Below are 12,530 nucleotides of genomic sequence, written 5' to 3'. Positions count from 1 at the left end.
AGTAAATCCCGATGCATCCGTAGCTCAGCTGGATAGAGTACTCGGCTACGAACCGAGCGGTCGGAGGTTCGAATCCTCCCGGATGCACCATTTTTTAATTCATATTGCTTTTGAAGTGATATGAGTATCGAGAAGTACAGCAGCAAATCCCGATGCATCCGTAGCTCAGCTGGATAGAGTACTCGGCTACGAACCGAGCGGTCGGAGGTTCGAATCCTCCCGGATGCACCATCTCTTCTTGTGATCCCCTTCGATGTTTAGTTCTTAATCACTCTCATTGTTATCACTTCGCAATCAGCGACAAAAATCCCCTTTTACGATAAAGTAATGCTTTGTTAATCGTTTAGCGAGAGCACGATGTACGCACAGTATGACGGTTTGATCTTCGACATGGACGGCACCCTCCTGGATACCGAACCCACGCATCGTCAGGCCTGGACCGAAGTCCTGGGCCGTTACGGTATGCGCTTCGATTTACAGGCGATGATTGCCCTCAACGGATCGCCCACCTGGCGTATCGCACAGGCCGTGATTGAGCTGAATCAGGCCGATCTCGACCCGCACCAGCTCGCGCGTGAAAAAACCGACGCGGTAAAAGCCATACTGTTAGACACCGTGCAGCCTTTACCACTCATTGACGTCGTCAAGGAGTGGCACGGCCGTCGTCCTATGTCTGTCGGTACGGGCAGCGAGAGCGCGATTGCTGAAGCGCTACTCAAACACCTTGGCCTGCGCCACTATTTTTCTGCCGTCGTTGCCGCCGATCATGTTAAACATCACAAACCCGCACCGGATACCTTCCTGCGCTGTGCAGAATTAATGGGTGTACCACCTGCAAAATGCGTGGTGTTTGAAGATGCTGATTTTGGCATTCAGGCCGCGCGTGATGCCGGAATGGCGGCGGTGGATGTTCGCTTACTGTGAGTGACGCGCTGTCACTCGCTTCATTATTCGCCAGCAGTTTTTTAAGCTCCACCCTCTTACCGGGGAATTCGGAAGTGGTGCTGGTGGCGATGCTGTTGTCCGGCGTGAGTCAGCCCTGGTTGCTGGTCTTAATAGCAACAATGGGTAATAGCCTTGGAGGGCTGACTAACGTTATTCTTGGACGTTTCTTTCCGCTACGCGAAAAATCTCGCTGGCAGGAAAAGGCAGTGGGCTGGCTAAAACGCTATGGCGCTGCCACGCTGTTATTAAGCTGGATGCCTGTAATAGGCGATTTACTGTGTCTGCTGGCGGGATGGATGCGCATCTCCTGGGGACCGGTGCTCTTTTTTTTGTGCCTTGGCAAGGCGTTACGCTATGTTTTACTGGCATGGGTAACACTACAGGGTATGACGTGGTGGCACTAATTGGTGGAATGAATTCGCGACCTTCAATCGTCAACCATTACAATTATGCTGAGTGACAATTTTTTGACAGGCGGGAGGTCAAATTGATCCCGGACGTATCACAGGCGCTGGCCTGGCTGGAAAATCACCCTCAGGCACTGAAGGGGATTCAGCGTGGGCTTGAGCGCGAAACGCTGCGCGTAAATGCGGATGGTAGCTTAGCGACTACGGGACACCCGAAGGCGTTAGGCTCGGCGCTGACACATAAATGGATCACAACCGATTTCGCCGAAGCGCTGCTGGAGTTCATTACGCCAGTAGACGGTGATATTGATCATATGCTGACGATCATGCGCGACGTGCATCGCTTCACCGCCCGCAACCTCGGCGACGAGCGTATGTGGCCGCTCAGCATGCCGTGCTATATCGAGCAGGGGCAGGAGATTGAGCTGGCTCAGTACGGCACCTCGAATATTGGACGGCTGAAAACGCTGTATCGCGAAGGACTGAAAAATCGCTACGGCGCACTGATGCAGACGATCTCTGGCGTGCACTACAATTTCTCTCTGCCGATGGCGTTCTGGCAGGCGAAGTGCGGTGAAACGGATAAAGAAGCGATCTCCGCGGGCTACTTCCGCCTGATCCGCAACTACTACCGTTTTGGCTGGGTTATTCCGTATCTGTTCGGCGCGTCCCCGGCTATCTGTTCATCGTTCCTGCAAGGGAAACCGACCACGCTGCCGTTCGAGAAGACCGAGTGTGGCATGTACTATCTGCCGTACGCGACCTCGCTGCGCCTGAGCGACCTTGGCTATACCAATAAGTCGCAAAGCAATCTCGGAATTACGTTTAACGATCTGCACGAATATGTGGCAGGCCTGAAGCGGGCGATAAAAACCCCGTCGGAAGAGTACGAAAAAATCGGCCTCGAAAAAGACGGCAAGCGCCTGCAAATTAACACCAACGTATTGCAGATTGAAAATGAACTGTATGCGCCGATTCGTCCGAAGCGCGTGACGCGCAGCGGTGAAACGCCGTCGGATGCGCTACAGCGCGGCGGGATCGAATACATTGAAGTGCGCTCGCTGGATATCAACCCGTTCTCACCGATTGGCGTTGACGAGCAGCAGGTTCGCTTCCTTGACCTGTTTATGGTCTGGTGCGTACTGGCGGATGCGCCGGAAATGAGTTCCGAGGAACTGCTGTGTACTCGTGCCAACTGGAATCGCGTGATTCTGGAAGGGCGCAAGCCGGGTCTGACGTTAGGTATTGGCTGTGAAACGGCCCAGTTCCCACTGTCTAAGGTAGGGAAGGATCTGTTCCATGACCTGAAGCGCGTAGCCCAGACGCTGGATAGCGTGTACGGCGGCGAAGCTTACCAGAAGGTCTGCGACGAACTGGTTGAAAGCTTCGATAACCCGGAACTGACATTCTCAGCACGTATTCTGCGTTCTATGATTGAACAGGGAATTGGTGGCACAGGGCGTTCACTCTCAGCGGAGTACCGTGAGATGCTGATGCAGGAGCCGTTAGAGATCCTGAGCGAAGCGGATTTTGTGGCAGAGCGCGATGCGTCCGTTGTGCGTCAGAAAGAGGTCGAAGCGGCGGATACGGAGTCGTTTGAGGCGTTTCTGGCGAAGCAGGCCTGAACCAAAAGAAAAAGGCCACATCGCTGTGGCCAAAATATACATCTCTGAATTCAGGGATGATGATAACAAATGCGCGTCTTTCATATACTCAGACGCGCATTCTGTAGAAGAGTTCAGTTTATTTTAAAAAAAATCACTATCGGAGGTGACGTATGCCGTTATTAGATAGCTTTACTGTCGACCATACCCGTATGGAAGCACCAGCAGTCCGCGTGGCGAAGACCATGAACACGCCGCACGGCGACACGATCACCGTTTTCGACCTGCGCTTCTGCGTGCCGAATAAAGAAGTGATGCCAGAGAAAGGCATTCACACGCTGGAACACCTTTTCGCCGGATTCATGCGCGACCACCTGAACGGCAACGGCGTGGAGATCATCGATATCTCTCCGATGGGCTGCCGCACCGGTTTCTACATGAGCCTGATTGGTCAGCCTGAAGAGAAACGCGTCGCGGATGCGTGGAAAGCGGCCATGGAAGACGTGCTGAAGGTGAAAGAGCAGAACCAGATCCCAGAGCTGAACGTTTACCAGTGCGGTACTTACCAGATGCACTCTCTGGAAGAAGCTCAGGAGATTGCCCGCCATATCATCGAACGTGATGTTCGTGTAAACAGCAACGACGAGCTGGCCCTGCCAAAAGAAAAACTTCAGGAACTGCACATTTAGTATTATGCCTGTGGATGCCCGGTGGCGCTTCGCTGACCGGGCCTACAATACTGATGACGACAACCACGGCCAGCTCCGCGCTGGCGACGCCGGTATCGCGATCGTTTTGCGGATGCACGCTGTTACAGACGTCGCTGCGGCGGCTGAAGTAGTGGCAGAAATATTCGATTTGGTCGAGATAGACGTTCGGCGTGCTCACTTCGACGTAAGTCTGTCGAGAGCCAGCGCGTGGCGCGGGTGTGTTCAGCATGGTACGCTCCTGTTGTCTTTTCACTCTCGTGAATCAATTTCAGGCGCGCTGCTTTATCGGAACTGACAATCGCTGTCGCGTTTTGGACACGGTGCGGTGGTTTGCCGGATGGCGGCTACGCCTTATCCGGCCTACGTTCGTAGGCCCGGTAAGCGTAGCGCCACCGGGCAACCCGTGCACAGGGCTAGTGCGCTCCACCGCCCCCGCTACCGGCACCAAACGGTGGTTTGGCAAACCACACCAGCCCCAGCAGGACGATGAAGATCCCCGCCGATATCCAGAAAATCTCGTTTGCCGAGATAATCAGCCCCTGGTTGGTGATCTGCTGGGCAAGCCAGCCGGACGCCTGCTGCTCCGTCATCCCCATCCCCTCAAGCTGGCTATACATCTGCTGAGCGTTAGGGTTGAACGGGTTCACCGCTTCGGTCAACTGGGCGTGGTGCATCGCTTCCCGGTTGGTCCACAGCGTGGTGGTGATCGATGTCCCGATGGAGCCCGCCAGCGTACGGGTGAAGTTCGACAGGCTCGATGCCGCCGCCATCCGCTCAGGCGGCAAGCCGGAAAGCGTAATGGTGGTCAGTGGCATAAAGAAGCACGCCACAGCAAAGCCCTGAATAAACTGCGGCCACGCGGAGGCGCCAAAGTCCATTCCCGGTTCAAACGTATACGCGCGCCAGTAGAAGCACACGGCGTACATGATGAAGCTGAACGTCACCAGCCTGCGCATGTCGAGCTTATGGGCGAAACGGCCAATAATCGGCGACAGCAGAACCGGAATTAACCCCACCGGCGCGGAGGCCAGCCCCGCCCAGGTTGCGGTATAGCCGTACACCTCCTGCAACAGCTGCGGCAGCAGAACAATCGCGCCGAAGTAGAGCATATAGGCGAGGCTGATACAGAGGCAGCCGATGGTGAAGTTTCGCGATTTAAACAGCGAGAGGTCGACTATCGGATTTTCGTCCGTCAGCTCCCAGACAATCAGGAAGCTGATGGCAACCACGGCGACCACCGTCAGCACGATGATTTCCGTAGAGGCGAACCAGTCCAGCTCTTTGCCGCGGTCGAGCATGATTTGCAGGCTGCCGATGCCGACAACCAGCAGTGCCAGCCCGATGCCGTCGATCCGCCGCTGTTCGGTCCGCGTTTCGCGACCACGCAGAGACTGTAGCGTCATCAGCACCACCAGCGCACCGATGGGTACGTTGATGAAGAAGATCCAGCCCCAGTGATAGTTATCGCTGATATAGCCGCCGAGGATTGGCCCGCAAATTGGGGCGACAATCACCGTCATCGACCACAGCGCGAGCGCGATGGAGCGCTTGGCGGGCGGATAGTTGTTCAGCAGTAAACTCTGCGACAGCGGAATCAACGGCCCGGCGACAATCCCCTGGATGACGCGGAAGAAAATCAGCATCGTCAGGCTGCTGGACATGCCGCAGGCCCAGGAGGCCAGTACGAACAGGATCGTCGACCAGAGGAACAGCTTCACTTCACCGACGCGCTTCGCCAGCCAGCCGGTGATGGGAATAGAGATGGCGTTCGCCACCCCGAATGAGGTAATGACCCAGGTCCCCTGGCTCAGCGATGAGCCAAGGTTCCCGGCGATCGTAGGGATCGCCACGTTTGCGATGGTGGAGTCCAGCACCTGCATGAATGTCGCCAGCGACAGCGCAATGGTCATAATGACCAGCTGCGCCCCCTCAAGCGGTTTTTGCGGCTTTTGCTGTTGCATAACGCTCACCTTCGGCTTAACCGGCGTTTGCCTTCACGATGTCATCGATCAGCTTATTGACCGGATCGAGGCTAATTTCACGGGCGTTACTTTCATAAGCTGGCGTGCTGCGCACCTGGCTTGCGAGGATCTGACCGTCGCGGTTGGCGGTATCGACCGTCACCAGCGTGGAAAGGCCAATTCGCAGCGGATGGTCTGCCAGCTGCTTAGGATCCAGCTCGATACGTACAGGCAAGCGCTGTACCACTTTGATCCAGTTGCCGGTGGCGTTCTGTGCAGGCAGCAGGCTGAACGCGCTGCCGGTCCCCATGTCCAGACCGACCACTTTACCGGTGTACTTCACGTCATCACCGTAGATATCGCTGACCACGGTTGCGGTCTGGCCGATACGCATATGCGCCAGCTGGGTCTCTTTGAAGTTCGCGTCCACCCACAGGTTGTTCGCCGGAACGACCGCCATCAGCGGCGTGGTGGTGCTAATTTGCGCACCCGGCTGCACGGAACGACGGGAAACGTAACCGGTCATCGGGCTGACGATTTTGGTACGTTGCAGGGCAAGCCATGCGTTACGCACTTCGGTCGCCGCCTGTTTCACCGCCGGCTGGTTTTCCAGAGAGGTGCCCAGCACCATCGCCTGGTTGGCGTTGTACTGTTGGATCGCCACGTCCAGCTGCGCCTGTGCGCTTGCCACCGCATCGCGTGCGTGCTGCAACTCTTCACGGCCAATCAGGTTGGCGGTGCCGAGAGGAACACGACGCTTGAGGTCGCTCTGCGCCTGGGCCAGGGCCGTTTTCTGCACGTCGATATTGGCCTGAAGCTGTTTGCTGTTGATCATCAGCTGGCGGGTCTGGCGGACGCTGGAGGCCAGCGCCGTCTGTGCTTTTTCAAACGCCTGTTGGGCGTCGGTCGGATCAAGCGTGACCAGCACATCCCCTTTTTTCACAAAGTCGGTGTTGTCAGCCCAGACTTTCGTCACGCTGCCTGACACCTGGGCCATGATTTGAACCTGATTCCCTGCCACGTATGCATCGTCTGTCTCTTCAACATGACGCAAGACTAAAAACCAATAGATCCCATATGCCACGGCAATAATAATAAAGAGCAAGGTCAGCAGAATAAGGGCGCTCTTACGTTTGCCCTTCTTGTTGACCGGTTGCTGCGGGGGGGTGTTCTCCGCATTTGCGCTCATTGTTGTTCTCCACGATCTTTTTATTTTCACATCGGCTGAGCCGACCTGTTGTCAGAAAGGCCAGCAGTTTCACGTGCTGGCCTGTCAGTTTTTCTTTTGCAATCTGGAATGTTGAGCGGATCGTCGCGTTAGCGCAGCGCCTCAAGAATGACGCCATCTTCATCCATCTGGTCCAGACGGGTGAGCAGCTTGCGAGTAATGTGCTCAAGCTGGTCGCGCTCGGCGGTGCTGAGGGCAGACCAAAGCTGGTGCAGGCAGTTATGCTGCGGTGGCAGCACTTCGCGCAGGAATTCGTGACCTTTCTCGGTCAGTTGCAGATGCAGGCAGCGGCGATCGTTATCGCTCTCACGGCGCTCTATCCAGCCGCGCTTCTCCAGCTCATCAGCAATACGGGTTGCATTGGTACGGGATGAACCCAGCGCGCAGCTCAGTTCAGACGGCTGAATGCTGTGGTTTTCCTGAGACTCAAGCGTAATCAACGCCATAAACAACGTCTCGTTAATCCCTTGCGCTTTCAGCATCTTGTTACGATTTTCCAGCAGCTTACCCTGCATGTGCATGCACAGGCGGGTCAGCAGGATCTCCTGATACGGGAAGTCCTCATGACGACTGGCGCGGAACTTAAGCATTTGTTCAATGGGCGTAAACGAACTATCCATTTTGGGCATAACCTCATTAATTACAGCCGATATAGTAACGATAGTGACAAATAATGTAAATGAATTATTTGTGCGGTTATATCCGCCAAACGTATGTCACCATCAGAAAGCGCCGGGTAAATCCGTGACCCGGTGAGCACAGAAAGTGTGGGGTGTGTACCCGCGAAAGAGGGGATGTGAGGACTGGGGTCTGAACTATTCATGCCGGTAGTAAATATGTCACCCACAGTAAAATTTCTGGGATAAATGATTACCGTTACCTTAACAGATGCAGGCCCCCTTTACACCCCAGGGGGCCCAAAGCAATGTAAAACTTAGTGAATTGCTTCCTGGCGGTGATAGCCGCGCCACCATACCAGCAGATTTATCGCCGCCACGATGGCGCCGATTGCGCACACGCCCGTCCAGCCCGCATGCTGCCAGGCGGAGGCTGAGATTAGCGAGCCCGCCGCGCCGCCGATAAAGTAGCTGGTCATGTACCCGGCCGTCAGACGGTTACGGGCGTCTGGTTTCACGCGGTAAATCACGGTCTGGTTGGTGATATGTACGCCCTGCACGGTGAGGTCGAGTACCAGAATACCGACAATTAGCGCCAGCACTGAGACGTGTCCGTACCAGATAGCCCCCCAGGAGAGCAGGAGTAAAACCAGCCCTGCGGAGGTGGTCATATGAGATTTACCTTTGTCGGCCAGGCCACCCGCCGGGCGCGCGCCCAGTGCGCCAGCCGCGCCTGCCAGCCCGAACAGGCCAATCACGCCTTCTGAGTAGTTAAACGGCGGCGCGGCGAGCAGAAACGCCATCGACGTCCATAAGATGCTGAAGTTGGCGAAGGTGAGACACCCCAGAACGGCGCGTGTGCGCAGGAGTTTATCCCGGGTGAAGAGGCTGAAAACGGAGGCGAGGAGCTGCGGATAGTTCAGGTGATTCTCCTGCTTCACCTTTGGCAGGCCGCGCCACAGGGCCAGCGCCATGATAACCATCAGCACGCTTGCCACCCAGTAAACGGTGCGCCAGCCGCCGAGGCTCGCCAGCAGCCCGGCAACGGTTCGCGCCAGCAGGATGCCCAGCAGCAGGCCGCTCATAATAGTGCCAACCACTTTGCCGCGTTTTTCCGGGGAAGCCAACGTCGCCGCGAGGGGAACCAGAATTTGTGCCACCACCGAGAACAGCCCCGTCAGCGCGGTACCGATAATCATCATCGTTAACGACTGGCTGCTGGCGGTGATCAACATCCCGCCTGCGGCCAGCAGCGTCATGGAGACGATAAGCATCCGGCGCTCAAACATATCGCCTAATGGCACCAGGAACAGCAGCCCGGCCGCATAGCCGAGCTGCGCAGCGGTGACGATAAAGCCGGCGGAGCTGGCTGAAAGATCGAAAGCACGCGCGATAGTATCAAGCAGAGGTTGCGCGTAATAGTTGCTGGCGACGGCCAGTCCCGTTGCCACGGACATTAAAAGGATGAGTGCGGGGCTAAGCCCTTGAGTTGTTTTTGTCATTTGTTTCAGGAATCGTAAGTTAAGTGATTATTTTTCCGGAAACATAATAACCAATGATTGTGAATGTTGGGGGATTGTTACGTGGTGGATTGTGCGGTTTAGGTTGGGTGCGGTTTGATCCCCTCACCCTATCCCTCTCCCCAAAGGGGAGAGGGGATTTTATACACCCTCTCCCCTTTGGGGAGAGGGCAGGGTGAGGGGTAGTATTTTTACTTCTGCGCCTCAAGCGCCTCTTTCACCCAGCCATCGAACTGCTGCTGGTGGGCTTTGATCCAGCCATCCACGTGGCCTTTGATATCAGCTTCGGATGATTTACCCGCGTGCATCATCGCGTTCTGGGCGTTAATGTCTGCCAGCGGCAGTTTCATTACCGAGAACAGCTTCGCCGCCGCCGGGTTTTTCTCGGCCCAGGCTTTGTTCGCCACGATATGCATGGTATTCACCGGGAAGCCATAGTTCATGCCGTTTGGCAGTTTGGTGTCGATATCTTTCTGCTCGCCCGGCAGGGAGGAGAAGGGCACCTGCAACCACACCACGTCTTTGCCCGGCTTCAGCACGTCGCTCACCCAGTACGGCGTCCAGGTGTAGTAGATCACCGGCTTGCCTTCTTTAAAGCGGGCGATGGTATCGGCCATCATCGCAGAGTAATTGCCGTGGCTCACGTCGACGGTCTTCGCCAGATCGAAGGCTTTGTTCTGGTGGTTAATCACCGCTTCACAGCCCCAGCCCGGCGAGCAGCCCATCATGTCGGCTTTGCCGTCACCGTTGGTATCAAAGAGTTTGGCGATCTTCGGATCTTTCAACTGTTCAATATTGGTGATGTGATACTTATCGGCGGTTTTCTTGTCGATCAAATATCCCTGCGCAGCGCCGGTCACAAAGGTGCCTTCGCGGTAGAATTTCTTGTCACCGCCTGCGGCGGCATACATATCGTCGTGCAGCGGCTGCCAGTTCACGGCGGTAAAGGTGGCATCGCCGGAGGCAATAGAGGTATAGCCCACGTTGTAATCCACTTCACTGGCGGTATTCACCGTATAGCCCAGTTTCTCCAGCGCACGGCTGACAATCTGGGTCTGGAAGGACTCTTCCGAAATGGTGCTCTGCACCGGCTGCACGGTAATGCCTTTGCCCGGCAGGTCAGCGGCAACTGCGCTGGTGGAGACAAGGGTCGCAAACGCTGTGGCAAAAAGTACGTTATGTCGCATCGTTGTTCCTTATTTTGTGAATGGGCGGGTGAGTAACCCGACAGGGCCGGTGGTATACCAGCGACGGTTGCCGCGACTGCGTGAATCACGACCGACAGCCTGGGTCAGGCGGTCAAGAATGATGGCGAGGATCACAATCCCGACACCGCCGACGGTCGCCAGCCCCATATCGAGACGGCCAATGCCGCGCAGTACCATCTGACCTAACCCGCCAACGGCAATCATTGAGGCGATCACCACCATCGACAGCGCCAGCATCAGCGTCTGGTTAACACCTGCCATAATGGTCGGCATCGCCAGCGGAAGCTGAACCTTAAACAGCATCTGACGCGGGCTGGCGCCAAACGAGCGTGATGCCTCTATCAGATCCGCAGGCACCTGGTTAATGCCCAGAATGGTCAGGCGAATAATCGGCGGCAGGGCGAAGATAATGGTCACGACCACCCCCGGTACGTTACCGATGCCGAACAGCATCACGATAGGCACCAGGTAAACGAACGCTGGCGTGGTCTGCATTGCATCCAGCAGCGGGCGGATAATTTTTGCGGCCCGCGGGCTGCGCGCCAGCCAGATCCCCATCGGCAGGCCGATCGCCACGCAGAACAGCAGGGCGGTCAGCACCAGCGCCAGGGTGATCATCGCCTGAGACCACGCGCCAATCGCGCCGATGGCAATCAGGGAGATCAGCGTGGCGATCCCCATACCCGCGCTGCCGAACTGCCATGCGATCAGCGAGAACAGGATAATCGCCACCGGCGCGGGCATGCCCAGCATTAGCTGCTGGAAGCCGTTCAGGATGTAATCCACCGGGATACGGATCCCCTGGAACACCGGACGGAAGTGGGTAACGACCCAGTCGATCCCCTCCGTTACCCAGCTATCCAGCGGGATCAGCGTCTTGTGGAACGGATCCATAATATTGAAATGCTCTGGGGCAGGCGCCGGTGCGCTGTTGAGCCAGTCTGCCGCGCCGCCGCCATCGGCAGGCGCAGGCGTCGACCCCCACGCATCGGCAGATTGCGCCGCGCTGTCCGCTGCTTCAGTGGTGCCCCATGGGTTTGATTGATCAGCCATTGTTTGTCCCCTCGCGATCTAAAGCCTGTAGCAGCATCCGTTTTGAGATGATGCCAACGTACTGTTGTTCTTCACCGACAACCGGCACGGCGCACGGCGCCTGACCCACGTGAGAGAGCAACTCGCTGAGCGGCGTTTCGGCGTCCACGGCAAGCGGAGCGTCAATCAACGCCGCATCGATTCCCTGGTTTTCGCTCAGGGCGGTTTTCAGGGAGTCGATGGAGACAACGCCGACAAATTTATTGCCGCGTTCAACCAGATAACCGTATTCACGGTCTTCGTCCTGCAACAGTTTCAGCGCGGAGCGCGGACCAAAACCTGGCGTTTTTCGAATAATGCCGTTTGGTGTTCGACGGGCAATATCTTTCGCACTGAATACGTGGCTAATATCCACGCCGCGGAAGAAGGTGCGCACATAATCATTCGCCGGATTATTGAGAATTTCATCCGGTGTGCCGACCTGCACCACTTCACCATTTTGCATAATGGCGATACGGTCGCCAATACGCATGGCTTCATCCAGATCGTGAGAAATAAAAACAATGGTGCGCTGATGTTTGGCCTGTAATTTTACCAACTCATCCTGCATCTCGGTGCGAATTAAGGGATCGAGCGCCGAGAAGGCTTCGTCCATTAATAAAATATCCGGATTAATCGCTAATGCGCGCGCTAATCCCACGCGCTGACGCATACCGCCAGAGAGCTCATCCGGATACGCATGAGCATAATTTTCCAGCCCGACCTGACGCAGTGCATCAAGGGCTTTTTCCTGACGTTCCTGAGCGGGCGTGCCGGCTAACTCCATGCCAAAGGCGGTATTATCGAGTACCGTCATGTGCGGCATCAGTGCAAATGACTGAAACACCATCGCAATTTTCTTTCTGCGCACCTCGCGGAGTTCCGCGTCTGATATTCTGGCGATATCAACGCCGTCAATCAGCACCTGTCCGCGGGTGGGTTCAATCAGGCGATTGAGAAGGCGAACCATAGTGGATTTACCCGAACCGGATAATCCCATGATGACAAAAATCTCGCCTTCTTCAATGGCCAGACTGGCGTCTTTAACGCCAAGCGATAGCCCGGTTTTTTCCAGAATTTGCTCTTTCGAAAGGCCTTTCTCAATATATTTGAAAGCACGCTGCGGGTGCTCGCCAAATACTTTATAAAGATTTTTCACTTCTAATTTAATTGCCATGCAATAGAGAGTGTCCTGTTATTTGTTTATGTCGATATGATTACCATGGTAAATAGTTAACTGGCATTACCCTAACATACTC

The 12,530-nt window shown here is 55.8% G+C and carries 11 protein-coding genes, 2 tRNA genes and 1 pseudogene; 6 read left to right on the top strand and 8 right to left on the bottom strand.

Annotated elements, in window-relative coordinates:
* Positions 1–13: 13 nt before the first annotated feature.
* From ACOTX2_RS13080 to luxS, 6 genes are all read left to right on the top strand, one after another.
* Positions 14–90: transfer RNA gene (locus ACOTX2_RS13080), tRNA-Arg, on the top strand.
* Positions 91–154: 64 nt separating this feature from the next.
* Positions 155–231: transfer RNA gene (locus tag ACOTX2_RS13075), tRNA-Arg, on the top strand.
* A 126-nt stretch (positions 232–357) separates the two neighbouring features.
* The gene (gene yqaB, locus ACOTX2_RS13070; protein WP_022649138.1) at positions 358–924 is read left to right on the top strand and encodes a fructose-1-phosphate/6-phosphogluconate phosphatase; all 567 of its coding nucleotides are present in this window, start codon (positions 358–360) and stop codon (positions 922–924) included.
* Positions 921–1,349: a YqaA family protein gene (locus ACOTX2_RS13065; protein WP_017692791.1), complete on the top strand. Its 429-nt coding sequence runs from the start codon at positions 921–923 to the stop codon at positions 1,347–1,349. The genes yqaB and ACOTX2_RS13065 overlap by 4 nt, the downstream gene beginning before the upstream one ends.
* An 83-nt stretch (positions 1,350–1,432) precedes the next feature.
* On the top strand, positions 1,433–2,977 hold the full coding sequence (gene gshA, locus ACOTX2_RS13060) for a glutamate--cysteine ligase (protein WP_063147468.1): 1,545 nt from the start codon (positions 1,433–1,435) through the stop codon (positions 2,975–2,977).
* 152 nt (positions 2,978–3,129) lie between these two features.
* On the top strand, positions 3,130–3,645 hold the full coding sequence (luxS, locus tag ACOTX2_RS13055) for an S-ribosylhomocysteine lyase (protein WP_003862180.1): 516 nt from the start codon (positions 3,130–3,132) through the stop codon (positions 3,643–3,645).
* A gap of 61 nt (positions 3,646–3,706) precedes the next feature.
* On the opposite strand, the pseudogene ACOTX2_RS13050 reads toward luxS, so the two are convergent.
* The 8 genes and pseudogenes from ACOTX2_RS13050 to proV form a co-directional block, all read right to left on the bottom strand.
* A pseudogene (locus ACOTX2_RS13050) lies at positions 3,707–3,850 on the bottom strand (hypothetical protein); the annotation flags it as partial.
* 229 nt (positions 3,851–4,079) lie between these two features.
* Positions 4,080–5,627, bottom strand: a complete 1,548-nt coding sequence (gene emrB / locus ACOTX2_RS13045; protein ID WP_022649134.1) for a multidrug efflux MFS transporter permease subunit EmrB — start codon at positions 5,625–5,627, stop codon at positions 4,080–4,082.
* Between the two features lie 16 nt (positions 5,628–5,643).
* Positions 5,644–6,816: a multidrug efflux MFS transporter periplasmic adaptor subunit EmrA gene (gene emrA / locus ACOTX2_RS13040; RefSeq protein ID WP_022649133.1), complete on the bottom strand. Its 1,173-nt coding sequence runs from the start codon at positions 6,814–6,816 to the stop codon at positions 5,644–5,646.
* A 128-nt stretch (positions 6,817–6,944) separates the two neighbouring features.
* Complete coding sequence (gene emrR / locus ACOTX2_RS13035) at positions 6,945–7,475, bottom strand: multidrug efflux transporter EmrAB transcriptional repressor EmrR (RefSeq protein WP_017694792.1); 531 nt, start codon at positions 7,473–7,475, stop codon at positions 6,945–6,947.
* A gap of 314 nt (positions 7,476–7,789) precedes the next feature.
* Positions 7,790–8,974, bottom strand: coding sequence for an MFS transporter (locus ACOTX2_RS13030; RefSeq protein WP_023306803.1), 1,185 nt, complete (start codon positions 8,972–8,974; stop codon positions 7,790–7,792).
* A gap of 209 nt (positions 8,975–9,183) precedes the next feature.
* Entirely contained in the window at positions 9,184–10,179 is a 996-nt protein-coding gene (gene proX, locus ACOTX2_RS13025; protein WP_017382774.1) for a glycine betaine/L-proline ABC transporter substrate-binding protein ProX, read from the bottom strand.
* Between the two features lie 9 nt (positions 10,180–10,188).
* Entirely contained in the window at positions 10,189–11,253 is a 1,065-nt protein-coding gene (gene proW / locus ACOTX2_RS13020; RefSeq protein WP_022649132.1) for a glycine betaine/L-proline ABC transporter permease ProW, read from the bottom strand.
* Positions 11,246–12,448, bottom strand: coding sequence for a glycine betaine/L-proline ABC transporter ATP-binding protein ProV (gene proV, locus ACOTX2_RS13015; RefSeq protein ID WP_022649131.1), 1,203 nt, complete (start codon positions 12,446–12,448; stop codon positions 11,246–11,248). The genes proW and proV overlap by 8 nt, the downstream gene beginning before the upstream one ends.
* Positions 12,449–12,530 lie beyond the last annotated feature (82 nt).

The organism is Enterobacter cloacae complex sp. IR5412 (genome assembly GCF_049237385.1).
GTDB classification, from domain to species: Bacteria; Pseudomonadota; Gammaproteobacteria; order Enterobacterales; family Enterobacteriaceae; genus Enterobacter; species Enterobacter intestinihominis.
Note: the sequence above shows the minus strand (reverse complement) of the source record. Positions and strands in the feature narration are given on the sequence as shown.